The 15,502-nt window shown below is 54.6% G+C and carries 15 protein-coding genes; 7 read left to right on the top strand and 8 right to left on the bottom strand.

Going from position 1 to position 15,502, the window contains the following annotated elements; translation table 11 throughout:
* The first annotated feature begins 63 nt into the window (after window positions 1–63).
* From kduI to kduD, 3 genes are all read left to right on the top strand, one after another.
* Entirely contained in the window at window positions 64–897 is an 834-nt protein-coding gene (kduI, locus tag ACLD72_RS12245; RefSeq protein WP_410999711.1) for a 5-dehydro-4-deoxy-D-glucuronate isomerase, read from the top strand.
* Window positions 898–1,117: 220 nt separating this feature from the next.
* Window positions 1,118–1,870 (top strand): DeoR/GlpR family DNA-binding transcription regulator, encoded by a 753-nt coding sequence (locus tag ACLD72_RS12240; RefSeq protein WP_251593847.1) that lies wholly within the window; start codon window positions 1,118–1,120, stop codon window positions 1,868–1,870.
* Between the two features lie 35 nt (window positions 1,871–1,905).
* A complete protein-coding gene (gene kduD, locus ACLD72_RS12235; RefSeq protein ID WP_410999815.1) occupies window positions 1,906–2,658 on the top strand; it encodes a 2-dehydro-3-deoxy-D-gluconate 5-dehydrogenase KduD in 753 nt (250 codons plus the stop codon).
* Window positions 2,659–2,927: 269 nt separating this feature from the next.
* Here the strand turns inward: kduD and ACLD72_RS12230 are convergent, their stop codons facing one another.
* Window positions 2,928–3,875 carry a DNA-3-methyladenine glycosylase family protein gene (locus tag ACLD72_RS12230; protein ID WP_410999813.1) on the bottom strand — a complete coding sequence of 316 codons (948 nt, stop codon included), beginning with the start codon at window positions 3,873–3,875 and terminating at the stop codon, window positions 2,928–2,930.
* Window positions 3,876–4,037: 162 nt separating this feature from the next.
* Here ACLD72_RS12230 and ACLD72_RS12225 point away from each other — a divergent pair, with 162 nt between their 5' ends.
* The 3 genes from ACLD72_RS12225 to ACLD72_RS12215 are packed head-to-tail and all read left to right on the top strand — an operon-like array spanning window position 4,038 to window position 5,279.
* Entirely contained in the window at window positions 4,038–4,604 is a 567-nt protein-coding gene (locus ACLD72_RS12225; RefSeq protein WP_251593850.1) for a bifunctional transcriptional activator/DNA repair enzyme AdaA, read from the top strand.
* 49 nt (window positions 4,605–4,653) lie between these two features.
* Window positions 4,654–5,166 carry a methylated-DNA--[protein]-cysteine S-methyltransferase gene (locus ACLD72_RS12220; protein WP_458475803.1) on the top strand — a complete coding sequence of 171 codons (513 nt, stop codon included), beginning with the start codon at window positions 4,654–4,656 and terminating at the stop codon, window positions 5,164–5,166.
* An 11-nt stretch (window positions 5,167–5,177) separates the two neighbouring features.
* Window positions 5,178–5,279 (top strand): pectate lyase, encoded by a 102-nt coding sequence (locus ACLD72_RS12215; protein ID WP_410999709.1) that lies wholly within the window; start codon window positions 5,178–5,180, stop codon window positions 5,277–5,279.
* A 161-nt stretch (window positions 5,280–5,440) separates the two neighbouring features.
* On the opposite strand, the gene ACLD72_RS12210 is transcribed toward ACLD72_RS12215, so the two are convergent.
* A complete protein-coding gene (locus ACLD72_RS12210; protein WP_410999707.1) occupies window positions 5,441–5,710 on the bottom strand; it encodes a DUF6171 family protein in 270 nt (89 codons plus the stop codon).
* Between the two features lie 12 nt (window positions 5,711–5,722).
* Window positions 5,723–7,216 (bottom strand): alpha-N-arabinofuranosidase, encoded by a 1,494-nt coding sequence (locus tag ACLD72_RS12205; RefSeq protein WP_410999809.1) that lies wholly within the window; start codon window positions 7,214–7,216, stop codon window positions 5,723–5,725.
* A gap of 187 nt (window positions 7,217–7,403) precedes the next feature.
* Between ACLD72_RS12205 and ACLD72_RS12200 the strand changes: the two genes are divergently transcribed.
* Window positions 7,404–8,312 (top strand): ArsR/SmtB family transcription factor, encoded by a 909-nt coding sequence (locus ACLD72_RS12200; RefSeq protein WP_410999807.1) that lies wholly within the window; start codon window positions 7,404–7,406, stop codon window positions 8,310–8,312.
* Window positions 8,313–8,814: 502 nt separating this feature from the next.
* On the opposite strand, the gene yicI is transcribed toward ACLD72_RS12200, so the two are convergent.
* The 5 genes from yicI to ACLD72_RS12175 all read right to left on the bottom strand — a co-directional run bounded on the left by yicI (window position 8,815) and on the right by ACLD72_RS12175 (window position 15,465).
* The gene (yicI, locus tag ACLD72_RS12195; protein WP_410999705.1) at window positions 8,815–11,145 is read right to left on the bottom strand and encodes an alpha-xylosidase; all 2,331 of its coding nucleotides are present in this window, start codon (window positions 11,143–11,145) and stop codon (window positions 8,815–8,817) included.
* A gap of 39 nt (window positions 11,146–11,184) precedes the next feature.
* A complete protein-coding gene (locus tag ACLD72_RS12190) occupies window positions 11,185–12,018 on the bottom strand; it encodes a carbohydrate ABC transporter permease (protein ID WP_410999703.1) in 834 nt (277 codons plus the stop codon).
* Window positions 12,018–12,944, bottom strand: coding sequence for a carbohydrate ABC transporter permease (locus ACLD72_RS12185; RefSeq protein WP_410999701.1), 927 nt, complete (start codon window positions 12,942–12,944; stop codon window positions 12,018–12,020). The genes ACLD72_RS12190 and ACLD72_RS12185 overlap by 1 nt, the downstream gene beginning before the upstream one ends.
* 19 nt (window positions 12,945–12,963) lie before the next feature.
* On the bottom strand, window positions 12,964–14,208 hold the full coding sequence (locus ACLD72_RS12180; protein ID WP_458475786.1) for a sugar ABC transporter substrate-binding protein: 1,245 nt from the start codon (window positions 14,206–14,208) through the stop codon (window positions 12,964–12,966).
* Window positions 14,209–14,430: 222 nt separating this feature from the next.
* Window positions 14,431–15,465 (bottom strand): LacI family DNA-binding transcriptional regulator, encoded by a 1,035-nt coding sequence (locus ACLD72_RS12175; protein WP_410999697.1) that lies wholly within the window; start codon window positions 15,463–15,465, stop codon window positions 14,431–14,433.
* Window positions 15,466–15,502: the final 37 nt, after the last annotated feature.

Raw genomic sequence — 15,502 nt, 5'->3', positions numbered from 1 at the left:
ATTAATATGAACCTATATGAACATTATACACCCAAATAAACAAAAAAAGGAGACGGTAGAAAAATGGAACGTCGTTATGCCTCTCATCCGAATGAAGTGAAACAGTTTGATACGGCCCGGCTGCGCCAGGAGTTTTTGATTCCGCAGCTATTTACGCCGGATAAGCTCGAACTCGTGCTCACGCATGAGGATCGCTTGATCGTCGGCGGCGCTGCGCCGGTAAATCGCGAGGTGAAGCTGGAAACCGATCTCAAAGAGCTGGGCGTGGCTTATTTCCTGGAGCGGCGCGAGCTCGGCGCCATTAACATCGGCGGGCCGGGATCGATCGTGGTGGATGGCACTGAATACGAGCTGGGCACCAAAGATTGCCTGTACGTGGGGAAAGGATCGCGGGAAGTTATTTTTAAAAGCAAGGACGCGGCGAAGCCGGCGAAGTTCTATTTGAACTCCGCTCCGGCCCACAAGGAGTTTCCTACCGCCAAAACGACTTTGGCCGAGGCGGAATCGGCGGCGCTCGGATCGATCGAAAATTCCAATGAACGGACGATCCACCGCCTGATCCACGAAAACGGCCTTCAAAGCTCCCAGCTCGTTATGGGAATGACTCAGCTCAAGGCGGGCAACATGTGGAACACGATGCCGGCTCACGTCCATCCGCGGCGCATGGAAGCTTATATGTATTTCGATTTGCCGGAGGACGCCGTGGTCATTCATCTGATGGGTGGGCCTGATGAAACCCGCCATATCGTGATGCGTAACGAACAGGCCGTCATTTCGCCGAGCTGGTCGATCCACAGCGGCGTCGGCACAAGCAATTATACATTTATCTGGGGCATGGCCGGCGACAACAAAGCATACGGGGACATGGACGCGGTGGCAATGAAAGATTTAAAATAAGAGAGGTTGTTCAAAAAGTCAACTTTTGATCACGAAGCTGGTCAAGAAGCTTAATCGACATCGAATCTTGAATTCAGCCGGGCCTTCCGTTGCTCACGTAGGTTATCCTACGCTCCGCTACTCAGTCCCTGCTTCATTCAACCTTTTCGGTGCTGAAAACCTGACTTTTTGAACTCTTATTTTAGGAAGTAAAACCTTAACGGAAGAGTGAAGCTATACGATGAGTCAGATACGGCGGTACGAGAAAATCATGGAGATTCTGCTAACGAACAAAGAGGTTACGGTAGCGGAATTAAGCGAAACTTTGGGGGTTACCGGCAAGACGATCCGTGAAGATCTCGCCAAGCTGGAGGAGCAGGGCCTGCTGGTCCGTGTACACGGCGGGGCGGTGCTCGCGCAAGGGGACCAATTCGGGATTTTGCCGTCCCGGGAGCCTTTGGCCAAGCATGCGGAGGAGAAAGCCGAGATCGCGCGCAAAGCGCTGCTTCATATCGAAGCGGACGACATTATTGCGCTGGACGGAGGCAGCACGACGCTGGAAATCGCCCGCCGGCTCGACAACCGCCCGCTGACCGTCATTACCAACGATGTATATATTATCGGCGAGCTGGCCGTCAAAGACCAAATCCGCCTCGTTGTTCCGGGCGGCTATCGGGTCCGCAACATGCTGGCCGGCCCGGAGGCGGCGGCTTACGTCAAGCAGCTGAACATTCAAAAAGCGTTTATCTCGGCGACGGGGATCCATCCCGAACACGGGCTGTCGATTTATACCGGCGACCTGATCGGCCTCAAGCGCGCCATGATCGAAACGGCCCGTGAGACGATCGCCGTTATGAACCATCAAAAGTTCGGACAAACGGCGCTGCGCACATTCGCCTCGCTAAAGGAGTTGTCGCGGATCATCACCGACGGCGGACTTAGCGCCGACACGGCGCGCAGGTACGAACATACCGGCATCATCATCGAGTTTTGAAACGGAAAATTGAAATGATAAGGGGTGCATTATTCATGAAATGGTTTGATTTAACGGGGAAAACAGCTTTAGTTACGGGCGCGGCCAGCGGTCTCGGCCAGGGCATCGCCGCAGGGCTGGCTGAAGCGGGCGCCGACGTCGTCAGCGCTTCGCTAAGCTCCAGTGCGGAAACGGTCGGACAAATCAAAGCGTTCGGCAGAAAAGGTGCGGAAATCATCGTTGATTTGAGCGATCACAGCAAGCTGCAGGAGACGTTCGACGAAGCGCTTAAGCTCACCGGACATATCGACATTCTCGTCAACAATGCCGGGATTATCCGCCGTGCGCCGGCCAAAGACCACAGCGAAAAAGACTGGTTCGACGTCATTAACATCAATCTGAATACGGTGTTCCTGCTGTCGCAAATCGCCGGCCGGCATATGATCGAAAGAGGCAGCGGCAAAATCATCAACATTTGCTCCATGCTCTCCTATCAAGGCGGGATCAACGTTCCCGGCTATACAGCCAGCAAACACGGGGTCGCCGGACTCACCAAAGCGTTCGCCAACGAATGGGCGGAGAGCGGCGTTCAGGTGAACGGGATCGCTCCCGGCTACATGGCCACGGACAACACGGCACCGATCCGCGCCGACGAGAACCGCAAGGCTTCGATTACGGACCGCATTCCCGCCGGCCGCTGGGGTACGCCGGACGACGTGAAAGGCCCGGCCGTGTTCCTGTCTTCCACCGCTTCGGATTATCTGAACGGGCATATTCTGTGCGTGGACGGCGGCTGGATGGCCAGATAATTTTAAAAAGGTTGTTCAAAAAGTCGTCTTCCCATGACGAAGCAGTACAGGGAGAGGACTCGACGTCGAATCTTGAATTCAGCTGGGCCTTCCGTTGCTCACGTAGATCTGTCTACGCTCCGCTACTCAGTCCCTAGCTTCTTTCAACCTTCTCGGTCCTGATAACCCAACTTTTTGAACTCGCACTTAAACGGAAATCACCTGCAGGCAGCTCCGGATTTCTTCCACGGCGGCTGCCTGCTTCCATACTCGCCGGTAGTTATCAAACGCTAATACAGCACTCTCCACAAATAGAAGGTCGCATACGACTCCCACTTTTTCCAGCCTTCCGCCCAGGCCAAAAGCTCTTTTTTGCTCGGCTTCCGGTTCATTCCAAGCACATGCTTGACCGCGTTATGCAATCCGACATCGTCAACCGGAAAAGCGTCCGGCATTCTGAGGCAGCGCATCAGCACGTAATTGGCCGTCCACGGTCCGATGCCGCGGATGCTGACGAGCTGTTTCTCCGCTTCCTTGATCCCGCCTGCCGCCCGCAGCCCTTCCTTCGTCAATTCTCCCGCAGCGATCAGCCGGGCCGCCCCGATCAGGTATTCGGATTTTTTCAGGGTCATGCGGACTCCCTCCAGATCCTGAACGTTCAAGGCGGCGATGTCCCCGGCGGAAGGAAATACAAGGTACCGTTCTCCCTCACAATCCACGGACCGCCCGAACTGCTCAACGAGGCGGCGCTTTAAGGTGTAGGCAAAAGCCAGATTGATCTGCTGGCCGATAATCCCCCAGGCTATGGCTTCGAACAAATCCGGAATTCCGATATTGCGCAAACCATAAAATGAATTCACCGCTTCCCGGAGCAGTGCATCCCCTTTCGCCAACTCATAAAACGGCCGCAAATCCGTATCCAAATCGAACCAATCCCTGACATAGCAGGCCACCGCTTCACGATCCTGTTTCCGGAAAGGAGCGGTGCCGCCCAGGAACCGGACCGTAAGGACATCGCTCCCGTCCGCACTAATCTCCACGACGGGAGTTTCGCCGGATTTAAGCGGAATAGCTTTGTACAGCCGCTGATCACTGATGCGCGACAGACACTCGTTGGACGACCGCGACAAGTATTTCATGTTTTCGGCAAAACTGAATTCCTTGGGAACCGTCAGCCGCAGCAGGTCCCCCTGATCTTCCCAAACCGCGTCCGGCTCCCCTGAATATGTCTGGCTGATAAAAGTAACCCCCTTACTTTGGCGTCCGCTTCTATGCGCACGCTTCTACACTTATAGTTTTAACACGATCCGCGATCCTATCATTTCGTTATCTTGCTTTTCTATTCGAAAAGCATAGCTTGGTTCGGAAGGCAGGGGTATACTGAGTCTGGAGGTGATCTTATGACAAACGGGAAGCATCCCATCGTTAACGAGGAGCGGTGGCAGGCGATTATCCATAACGATGCCGCGTATGACGGACGGTTTTTTTATGCGGTGAGCAGCACGGGGATCTTTTGCCGGCCATCATGCAAATCGAAACCGCCCAAGCGGGAAAACGTGCGCACATTCGCGGATGCCGAACAGGCCAAAGCCGCCGGATTTCGTCCGTGCAAGCGCTGCAAGCCGGATGGCCGGCCGTTGCCCGATGCGGAATGGGTGGACCAGATCGCCGATTACATTGATGCGCATTACCAGGAGAAGCTGACGCTGGAAACGCTGGCCGATATGTGCCACGGCAGTCCCTTCCATTTGCAGCGTACTTTTAAACGCGTCAAACGGATGACCCCCGGAGAATACATCCAGCAGTGCAGAATCAATCAGGCGAAAATGGCGCTGATCCATTCACGGCGAACCGTCACGGACATCGCCTTGGATGTCGGCATCGGCAGCCCGGCTTATTTCATCACTTTGTTTAAAAAAACAACCGGACTCACGCCTGCGGAATATAGAAGCTCGCAAAAGCGTTGACCGGCGGAAACCATAGAGCTATTTATCACTTTTGGAGGTGCTTAATATGATGAAAACAACCCAAGCGCAAACCTTATTCTGGTCGCAGCTTACCGATCAAGATTGGAACTTATACATCTGTGCAACGGAGAAAGGGTTAGCGTATGTCGGCTCTCCTAATCGGCCTTTTGACGAATTGACCGTATGGGCTTCCCGCCGCTTCCCCGGCAGCCCGCTCGTTCGCGACGACCGGAAGCTGGCGTCCTATGCCGCCGAGCTTATCGAGTATTTTCAAGGCAAACGCCATAGCTTTACCATTCCCAGCGACTTGCAGGGAACCCCGTTTCAGCTCACCGTCTGGCAAGCACTTTGCGACATTCCGTTTGGACAAACCTGTTCCTATTCGGATATCGCCGAGTCTATCGGCAAGCCGTCCTCCGTACGGGCCGTCGGCGCGGCGATCGGGTCCAACCCGCTGCTCGTGACCGTGCCCTGCCACCGGGTCATCGGCAAAAACGGCGCGCTCACCGGCTACCGCGGCGGCCTGGAGATGAAAACCAGACTGCTTGCATTGGAGAAGTAAACAATTTACAAATGCGTGATGGCGTAGTGAAGTACAAACTCAGCGATATTGATCAAGAGAGAAGAACCGGATATGCATGGTACGGCAACTGGCCTTCGAGCCTGGTGAATTAAGCGAATGATCATAAGTAAAAGAGCTTATGCCAGCCGCTGGTATAAGCTCTTTACTTTAAAGTGACCGGAATCGCTGCTATTCCTTCACCGACCCCAGTGTAATCCCGGTAACGAAATACTTCTGCAAACCTTACCGATCCGCCGATTACGCCTGCTCGCTCTTACGCCGGCCACCTGCCGCCTCCCGGCATGGGGCAAGCGCGTTCTTTCAGCTTGGCGACGACCGGAACGATGCATCCGCAAACCCGGCAGGTTATGCCGTTTTCGAGTTTGGGGCAGGCGCTGCAGGCCCGGAGGCGCTCCTCATAAATCTCGTCGGGCACGCAGTGCTCCGCAGCGAACATCGGCGCCGCCAAAATCCGGGCGATCTGCGCCTCGGTCACCTTGTATTCCTCCCGGCAGCCTTTGCATTCCGCTGTTTCTCCAGCCATCTTGGGCGCTCCTTAGCTTGCCGCCGTCAGTTCCAGCGTGGTGACCGACATCGGCGGCAGCGTGGCCGCGAGTCGGCCGTCCTGCAGGGCAAACCCGGAAAACGGCTGCGGCTTGACATTGTCCGGCGCGGCGAACGTGTTGTGCGCGTCGATCTTGTCGCCGGCCAGCGTCGTCCCGGTGACGGACAGCTTTTGCCCCGCCAGCCCGCGAATATCCAGAGCGACTTCGGTTGGCGCAAGGTGGCTTAGATTACACAAGCTGATGTGGATTTTGCCTTCACTGTTCCTTGAAGCCGTAGCCGACACCGCGGGGAGTTCCTCCCCATCGAAGTTGAAGCTTCCGTCATCCAGCGTCAGGTCCAGGAATTCGGCATCCTGATGCACCTTGTACATGTCGAAGACGTGGTACGTCGGCGTCAGGAGCATTTTTTCCCCTTCGGTCAGGATCACCGCCTGGAGTACGTTCACGGTTTGGGCAATGTTGGCCATACGTACGCGTTTATGATGTTTATGGAAGATGTTCAGCGTAAGCCCGGCCACCAGCGCATCGCGGATCGTGCTCTGCTGATACAAAAACCCGGGGTTCGTGCCCGGCTCCACGTCGTACCAGGTGCCCCATTCGTCCACGATCAGCCCGACCCGCCGCTCCGGATCGTATTGATCCATAATGACGCTGTGGCGGGTGATCAACTCGTCCATGTGCAGCGCTTTCCGCAGCGTCGTGAACCATTCGCGCTCCGTAAACCCCGTGGCCGGACCTTTACTCTGCCATTCTCCAGGGACCGTGTAGTAGTGCAGCGTAAGCGAATCCATGAACCGGGCCGCTTCCCGCATCAGGACCTCCGTCCAGTTGTAATCGTCCGAATTCGGTCCGCAGGCAATCCGGTGAATTTTGTTGTCGCCGTAGTTGCGCACGTACGTCTGATAACGCCGGTATACGTCGGCATAATATTCCGGACGCATGTTCCCGCCGCAGCCCCAGTTTTCGTTGCCGACTCCGAAATAGGTCACTTTCCACGGCTCTTCCCGCCCATTCTGCGCGCGCTGCTGCGACATCGGGGATTCGCCGCCAAAGGTGAGGTACTCCACCCATTCGGACATCTCCTGAACGGTTCCGCTGCCCACATTGCCGTTGATATAAGGCTCGCATTCCAACTGGCGGCACAGCTCCATGAATTCATGGGTGCCGAAATGGTTGTTTTCCACAACCCCGCCCCAGTGCGTGTTGACCATCCGCTTTCTGCCTGCGCGCGGGCCGATTCCGTCCTTCCAATGGTATTCGTCGGCAAAACAGCCTCCCGGCCAGCGCAGCACCGGGATTTTAATATTTTTAAGCGCTTCCACAACGTCGCTGCGTATTCCGTTCGTATTTGGAATCGGCGAGTCCTCCCCGACCCAAATCCCTTCATAAATACATCTGCCCAAATGCTCGGAAAAATGGCCGTAAATATTCCGGTTGATCGTTCCTTGCCCCAAATCGGCGTTAAGCACACCCTTCAGCGTCATCGGTCGTTTCACTCCTTTGTTAATATTTATATTAATTAATTTATATATTACAAACTCATTATAGCTGCACATCATAATTAACGTCAATCATGTTCCGAAAAAATGGCCCAATTCATTTTGAGTATTGTAAACCATTCGACTTTTAAGTAATATATTTATTAATTAAATGGATAAAGGCGGAAGCATGATGAAACTCGATCTTACGGAAAAATCTTTGCCTGTGTACGAGGCGTTAGCGAGCCCTGTGCGGCTGCATATTTTGCGTTTATTGTCCGAGCAGCCGATGAACGTCAAGGAACTGGCCGGCGCCGCCGGATTGTCCAGCGCCATCATGACCATGCACGTACGCAAACTTAGCGAAGCGGGCTTGATCGCCACGCAAATGGCCCCAGGCAAAAGCGGGCTGCAAAAAATATGCTCCCTGGCCGCCACTTCGCTTGAAATTGTTTTTCCGGCCGAACAAATCGCGAGCCGCCAAAGTCATCGGACCGAAATTCCGATCGGGCATTACTCCGATTTCCATATCGAGCCTACCTGCGGCCTGGCCACAACCGTCCATATTATCGGGAGCTTTGACGATCCCCGCTACTTTTGGGACCAGGAGCGGATTCATGCCGCCATCCTGTGGTTCGGCAAAGGGTATATCGAATACAAATGCCCGAATTTTCTGCTGTCGAGCCAGCGGCCTCGCGAGCTCTTGATCATGATGGAAATCGCCTCGGAAGCGCCCGGCGTAAACAACAACTATCCGTCCGACATTACGTTTACCCTGAATGAGGTCAAGCTGGGAACCTGGACCAGCCCGGGCGATTACGGCGATCGGCGGGGAAAATTCACGCCCGACTGGTGGCCGCAATATACGAACCAGTACGGGCTGTTGAAGCAATTGCGCGTCACGGATGAGGGGACTTATATGGATGGCGTTAAGTTATCCGGCGTTACGCTGAACGACGTCGATATCCGGCGCAAGCAATGGACACTCAGGATCTCCGTGGAGGAGGATGCCCTGCATCAGGGTGGGGTTACGCTATTTGGCAAAGGTTTCGGAAACTATGACGAGCATCTGGTGGTGGAGTTGGTATATGCGGATGCTTGAGGAGAGGGGAAGGGGAACGCGGAATAACGCTGCCTTCCGAGGCGGCCCAGTCCACAGCCGTGAGAGCCGGCAAAACAAGTGGACGAGGGCAGTCTGACACGCCGGATTGAAAGGCAAGTAGATGGGGGGCCATTCTGACATGCTGGCTTGAAAGACAAGTAGATGAGGGCCATTCTAACATGCTGGCTTGGCAGGAACACGGGCCGCGGCGGTAAAATAGCGGTATTAGAGGGCGTTATTGTGATCGATTTGGCTATTCATCAGGAATAGAGGTAATTTAGGGCGCTATTTCTCAGTGAAACGGCCCATTGCCCTATTGCTGCCCTAGTTATCCACCAATAGCGGTAAAAAGTTCCGCTATTCTTCCCCAAATTGCGGTTTGCTCAAAATAAGACCATTTTTTACCGCTATTCCCCGCCCGCTCCGCCTCCTTGAAATAATCTGGACCGGTTTGCTTTATGTCCCAGTCTGATCAAGTTTCACTTTAGCACCAACCTTCGGCTTAAGCCAAGGTTATGCTTATTTCACCGCTTCCCGCCTGCGGAACAATCCGCACGCCCTGCTCGCCGGCAGCCGCCGTGCCACCTTCCACCGAGGCTACTTCCGAAATGCCGCGCAGCACCAACTCCCAAGGCTTGCCCGCCGCCTCGCGCACCCGGCTCACCGTCAAGGCTTCGCCCTGCCGCTGCACGCACACCTCGAGTTCCAGCTCGCCTTGCGGGTTGTACACCCGGGCCGCCGTCTCGCGGCCGTCCTCCAGCTCAAACAGGTGCAGCCGGGCACCGTCCACGTAATCATAATCCGGACGCTCCCGGTTCGCGCCCACCGCGATCAAGCTGCCGGGACGAACCAGCAGCGGCAAGCTGAAGTAATCATGCCGCTCCTCCACCCAACGTCCGCCCTCCTTAACCTCGCCGCTCAGGTAATTCGTCCAACGCCCTTCCGGCAAGTAATACTTGGCGATTCCTTCACTGTTGAAGATCGGAGCGACCAACAGCGAATCGCCCAACATGTACTGGCGGTCCAGTGTTTCGCAGGCCGGGTCGCCCGTGAATTCCAGCACCATCGCGCGCATGACCGGCACGCCCGTTTTGGTCGCTTCTACGGAGGCGCCGTAAATATACGGCATGAGCGTGTCCTTCAGCTGCGTAAAGTGACGAAGCACGTCCACGGCTTCCTCGTCGAACAGCCACGGTACCCGGTAGGACTGGCTGCCGTGCAGCCGGCTATGCGACGACAACAGCCCGAAGGCAGTCCAGCGCTTATACAGGTCCGGCGTGGCCGTGTTCTCGAAGCCGCCGATGTCGTGGCTCCAGAAGCTGAAGCCGGACATGCCGAGCGACAACCCGCCGCGCAGCGTTTCCGCCATCGAGACGTACGTTGCCGAGCAATCGCCGCCCCAATGCACCGGGAACTGCTGGCCGCCGGCTGTGGCCGAACGGGCGAACACCGCGGCTTCGTTTTTGCCCCGCACCTCCTCCAGGACCTCAAACACCGCTTTATTGTACAGATGCGTGTAGTAATTGTGCATTTTGACCGGGTCCGATCCGTCGAAATGCACGACATCCGTCGGAATTCGCTCGCCGAAGTCTGTTTTGAAGCAGTCGACGCCCATCTCGAGCAGTGCCTTTAACTTATCCTTGTACCAGCGGACAGCCGCCGGATTGGTGAAATCGACCAGGCCCATGCCGCCCTGCCAGCGGTCCCACTGCCACACGTCGCCGTCTTTCGTTTTTACGAGATAACCGTTTGCTTTGCCCTCATCGAACAAGCAGGACTGCTGGGCGATATACGAATTGATCCAAACGCAGATGTGCAGGCCTTTGCTTTTGAGACGCTTCAGCATGCCTTCCGGGTCGGGGAAGACGTCTTTGTCCCATTCAAAATCGCACCATTGAAATTCCTTCATCCAAAAGCAGTCAAAATGGAATACGTGCAAAGGGATGTTCCGCTCAAGCATGCCGTTGATAAAGCTTGTCACCGTTTGTTCGTCATAGCTGGTGGTGAACGAGGTGGTCAACCACAGCCCGAACGTCCAGGCTGGAGGCAAAGCCGGTTTTCCCGTCAGCTTGGTGTAGTTGTCCAGCACTTCCTTGAGGTTTTCGCCGCCGATGATATAGTATTTGAGCGATTCGCCGGGCACGCTGAACTGCACCTTGGATACCACCTCGGAAGCCACTTCATAGGAGACGCGTTCCGGATGATCGACGAACACGCCATAGCCGTAGCTGGACAGATAAAAAGGTACGTTTTTATAAGCTTGCTCACTGCAGGTGCCGCCGTCTTCATTCCACAGGTCGACGACTTGCCCGTTTTTTACGAAAGGAGTAAAGCGCTCGCCAAGACCGTAGATGTATTCGCCAACCCCGAGGTCCAATTGTTCGCGGATATAGGTGCTTTGATCCGGCATTTTCATGTGGCCTGGGCTTTTATAGCCGCTGCCGGTGAGCCGCTTGCCGCCATAGAGGAAATGCGTGCTCCAGCCTTCCTTTTTATGAACCTCCACGCTGAGCTTCCCGCTGGTCAGTCTGGCGATCTCCTCGCCGTTTTCGATATGAACCTCAAGTCCGCCGTCAACCCGTTTCTCGAATTCGGGCCCTTTCGCCTGCCGGCCTTTATGGTGAACCAGTTCCACCGCGATGACATCCTTCATCGGAGACGTGTAGTTGACGGTCAAGATCGCCGTATTCAGCGTGTCCCCGCGCGTGACGATTTTTTTGCAGGAAGCGAACACCGTCAATTGCTCCCGCGAAGCTCTGACGTTGCGCACCTCCACCGGATAATTAAGCGTTACCCCCGGCCGGACATGCCAATACCCATCAGTAAATTTCATCTCTGTTTCCTCCACTCGCACTATAAGATATTTAAAAAATTAATCCTTCATGGAACCCGCCGTTATCCCGCCGACCACGTATTTTTGCATGGAGACAAAAATGACGATGATCGGCAGCGCCGCCAAGGTGGCGACCGCCATCAGGTTGTTCCACTCCGTCCCGTACTGGCCGATAAATCGGTACAGGCCCAGCGTCAGCGGACGAACCGCATTGCTCGAGGTCAGTGTCAACGCGAAGATGAAGTCACCCCAGCCGAACAGGAAGCAGAACGCGGCCACCGTCATCAGACCCGGCTTGACCAGCGGCAGGATGATTTTCGTAAACGAAGTGAACTTGTTGCAGCCGTCGATCATCGCCGCCTCCTCCAGCCCACCTGGCAGCGCCAGGAAAAACGGCCGCAGCGTAATGATGGCAAACGGCAGGGAATGGATCAGGTCGGCAAAAATCAACCCGGCGAAATTATCGTTCAAATGCACCTTCGAGAACATGATATACAGCGGCATCGCCATCATAATGCCCGGCAGCATCTGAATCGACAGCACCGAGATCATCATCAGCGCCTTGCCTTTGATCGGGAGGCGGGCCAAGGCGTAAGCCGCCGGAATCGACAGCAGCAGTGACATCACCATCGTCCCGGTTGCGATAATCAAGCTGTTGCCGATATAGCCGATCATGTCCTGGTTGCGGACGAAGTTATTGATGTACGATTCCAGAGTAGCTCCAACCGGCCAGAGATGCGGCGGATTATGGTACAGCTCCGTGACCGGGGTAAGCGATGTTTTTATCATCCAATACACGGGAAACAGAAACACGACCATGATCAATATGCCGATGAAGGCCGCTCCGGTGGATTTCCATTTGGCGTTCGTCATTAGCGGACCTCCTCCTTGCTGGACATTCTCAGGTAAACGATCGAAATCACGATCAGAATCAGAAACATGATCATGGACACCGAAGCGCCCTGACTGAATTCCAGCGTCGAGAAGGACAACTGGTAGGCGTAGATCGGCAGCACGGTCGAAGCCGTGACCGGCCCGCCGGCGGTCATGATAAAGATGAGGTCGAACACCTTAAACGTATTGATAATGCCGAGGATGAGCAGGACGAGAATCGTCGGGCGCATCAGCGGCAGGGTGATATGACGGAACTGCACCAGCCGGTTGGCCCCGTCTAGCTTGGCGGCTTCATACAGATGCTCGGGCAAGCCCTGCAATCCGGACAGCAAAATGATCATGTTGAACGGAATCCCGATCCAGACGTTGGCTACGATCGTTCCGAGCAAAGCCGTATTGCTTTCGCTAAGCCAGTTCACCGGCTGATCGATGATCCCCAAGGCCTGCAGAAAATAGTTGACAACCCCGTAGTCACCGGACAGCATCCACTGAAACACGGTGCCGCTGATCACCACCGGAAGCATCCAGGCGAGCAGCATCAAGGAACGGAACAGGTTGCGCCCGGGAAATTTCAAATTGAAAAAGAGCGCCAACGCAAACCCGATCGTAAATTGAAAAAAGATGCTCAGCACGGTAAACACGGCGGAATTCTGCAATGCGGCATAAAATACCGGATCCTTCAGCGACTTGATGTAATTGGACAACCCGATGAAATCGTGTTGTCCGCTCAAATTGTATACATTAACGTTCTGAAAGCTCAGCATCAGGTTGTAAAAAAGCGGAAAACCGATAAAAACAACCATGAACACCAAGGCAGGTACGACGAACAAGTAATTGTTCCATGACGAAAACCATTTCGCTCCGCGGGAGATTTCCCCGCCGGAAGCCGTTGTTTTCCGGGACATGACATCTCCCCCTATTGGACTATTTTTTCACATACGGCTCGATTTTGCCGGCAGCTTCCTTCACGGCTTGCTCCGGCGACTTGCCGCCCGTAATGACTTCCTGCAGCATAATTTGAATGGCCTCGGAAATTTTCGGATATTCCGGACCATAAGCTCTCGCTTTGGCCACTTCCATGGCGTCGGCGAACACCTTCAGTTCCGGATCGTTCTGCCAGAACGGATCCTGCAGCAGGTCGGAACGGCTCGGCAGACGGCCCGCCGCCTGATCAAACGCTTTCAAACGTTCCGGCTCGTTGGCGAATTTGATGATGTCGAAGGCGACATCCTTATGCTTGGACGCATTCGTGATCGCCCAGTTTTCCCCGCCGAGAATCGTGCCGCCTTGTTTGTTCACCGGCAGTTCGACGACGCCCCAGTTCACTTTGCCTTCTTTTCGCAAAAGCGGAATTTGCCATGTACCGTTGATCATCATTGCGACTTTGCCCGTGGAGAACTGGACGACCGTGTCGGACTGCTTCTGGTTGATGACTTCTTTGGACATGTAGCCGTTGTCGGCCATGTATTTCAAGAGCGTTGCCGCTTCAACCGTTCCCGGGCTGTCAAAGCTGTCGATATCCGCCCCGGATTGGTACATCAGGGGAAGGAACTGGAACGTGCCTTCTTCGGTTTTCACCGCGGTCATGGCAAACCCGTATACATCCTTTGTCGTCAGCTGTTTGGCCGCTTCCTTCAGTTCATCCCAGGTTTTCGGCGGCGTCAGGCCTTTGGCTGCCAGCAGGTCCTTGTTGTAGTAAAGCGCCAGATTGTTGCTGCCGATCGGCACACCGTAGTTTTTGCCTTCATACATCGTCGAGGACCACGGGCCTTTAAAATATTTGTCCGCCTGGCCCCACTCTTTGATCTGGTCCGTCAAGTCGGCCAGGATGCCCGCGGCTGCAAAAGCCTGATGGTCCGGATTGTCCAGCCAGACAATATCGGGCATGTCATTGCCGACCGAGCCAAGCAACAGCTTGTTTTTGATGTCCGCAAACGAAACATAAGTGCGTTCAATCTTCACGTCGGGATGCGCTGCCTCATAATCGGCGATGATTTTTTGCAGCGCCCCTTGGGTCGCGTCGCTGGTCATCGAATCCCACCACTTAATGACGACCTTATTCCCATTGCCGCCCGCGCCCCCGGCGTTTGCCGCCGAGTTGGAGCCGCCTGACTCCGTATTCGGCGCGCAAGCTGTGAGTAATACCACCAATGCGACCATTGCTGCCATGAGAGCCCTTACATTTTTCAACATGTCCAAATCCCCCTTAGTCTGACTTTGTTTGTATTTGCATGCACTGCCGCTTTTCTGCTCAAAACTCTGCTAAAAACGGAGGCAGTTATGCCACATTCATATATTTTCCATCAACAAAATGATGTACGTACATCATTTTGATTTAAAAAAAGCGCGCTTACAGCAGCCTGCCGACTATACGTGCAAGTTCAACAACCTCTACACGTAATAACGCGCATTTTCCTTTGTTACTAGTTCAAGCTTCGTGATGTTCTCTTTGATGCCTGACTTGTCTCCGGACGCGAGATAATCGAACATCGACTTTACGGTCAGGTACCCCTGATTTACGGGATCCTGGCAGATTGTCGCGGTGACGATCCCCTTGTTCATCAACTGGTACGTCTCCTCTGTCATGTCATGACCGATCAGAACCGGAGGGTTGTCCATTCCCATGTCCTCCAGATGCTTGCCGACGACATCCAGCTTCGCGCTGGATACGTAAACGCCGTCCACTTCCCGGAAATAATCGGCGAACACTTTGGGCGACTCGTAATCCTCCTGGCTCAGCTTCAGCGGGCCAACCATGTCGATATGATCGTATTCGGCCACCACCTCGCGGAATCCCGTCACCTTTTGCTGCATCTGAAAATTGGTGTAGGACATGACGAGCCCCACTTTGGTTTTGTGCCCGACAAACTTGCACAAGGCATCCGCGGCCAGGCGGCCGGCAATACGGTAATCGCAGCCGACGTAAAACAGCCTTTTGCTGAGCGGAGAGTCGCTGTTGAACGTGCTGATCGCCACGCCCTGATCGACGCCATGGTCGATGATATCGGCCATTTCCTGCGGATCGTTGGGCGAGATCGCAATCGCGTCGTATTTGCCGGAATCGATCAACTGCTGTACGGTTTTCTTCTGCGGCTCCAGATCGTATTTGTCGGAGCGGATCACGGAGACATGCAAGCCAAAATCGCGAAACTCCTCGATGGCGATGTTGATCCCTTTCTCCACCTGCTGCCAAAAGTACTCTGGCAGTTCCGGGAAAACAACGGCCATGGCGTATTCATTTTTCCGCGACAAGAAGCTTGCCGACCGGTTCGGCATGTAATTCAGCTCTTTGATCTTCTCCAACACCTTCTCGTAAGTCTGCCGTTTCACGTTTCCCCGGTTGTTCAGCACACGGTCCAGCGTCGCCGGTGAGACCCCGATTTGCTTGGCCAACTCCTTGAGCGTCAATCGTCTTTCCAGTTCCATACTCCATCCTCGCCAATCTGTTATTTTTTATATGGCT

The organism is Paenibacillus lacisediminis (assembly GCF_046567315.2).
This window is presented reverse-complemented; position numbering and strand designations above follow the sequence as displayed.

Bases quoted from the DNA above. Each gene is read 5' to 3' on its own strand.
- ACLD72_RS12210 (WP_410999707.1), bottom strand. From the start codon at position 5,710: ATGGCTGGAGAAACAGCGGAATGCAAAGGCTGCCGGGAGGAATACAAG.
- kduI (WP_410999711.1), top strand. From the start codon at position 64: ATGGAACGTCGTTATGCCTCTCATCCGAATGAAGTGAAACAGTTTGAT.
- ACLD72_RS12175 (WP_410999697.1), bottom strand. From the start codon at position 15,465: ATGGAACTGGAAAGACGATTGACGCTCAAGGAGTTGGCCAAGCAAATC.
- ACLD72_RS12225 (WP_251593850.1), top strand. From the start codon at position 4,038: ATGACAAACGGGAAGCATCCCATCGTTAACGAGGAGCGGTGGCAGGCG.
- kduD (WP_410999815.1), top strand. From the start codon at position 1,906: ATGAAATGGTTTGATTTAACGGGGAAAACAGCTTTAGTTACGGGCGCG.
- ACLD72_RS12180 (WP_458475786.1), bottom strand. From the start codon at position 14,208: ATGGCAGCAATGGTCGCATTGGTGGTATTACTCACAGCTTGCGCGCCG.
- ACLD72_RS12205 (WP_410999809.1), bottom strand. From the start codon at position 7,216: ATGACGCTGAAGGGTGTGCTTAACGCCGATTTGGGGCAAGGAACGATC.
- ACLD72_RS12220 (WP_458475803.1), top strand. From the start codon at position 4,654: ATGAAAACAACCCAAGCGCAAACCTTATTCTGGTCGCAGCTTACCGAT.
- ACLD72_RS12215 (WP_410999709.1), top strand. From the start codon at position 5,178: ATGCGTGATGGCGTAGTGAAGTACAAACTCAGCGATATTGATCAAGAG.
- ACLD72_RS12185 (WP_410999701.1), bottom strand. From the start codon at position 12,944: ATGTCCCGGAAAACAACGGCTTCCGGCGGGGAAATCTCCCGCGGAGCG.
- ACLD72_RS12200 (WP_410999807.1), top strand. From the start codon at position 7,404: ATGAAACTCGATCTTACGGAAAAATCTTTGCCTGTGTACGAGGCGTTA.
- ACLD72_RS12240 (WP_251593847.1), top strand. From the start codon at position 1,118: ATGAGTCAGATACGGCGGTACGAGAAAATCATGGAGATTCTGCTAACG.
- ACLD72_RS12190 (WP_410999703.1), bottom strand. From the start codon at position 12,018: ATGACGAACGCCAAATGGAAATCCACCGGAGCGGCCTTCATCGGCATA.
- yicI (WP_410999705.1), bottom strand. From the start codon at position 11,145: ATGAAATTTACTGATGGGTATTGGCATGTCCGGCCGGGGGTAACGCTT.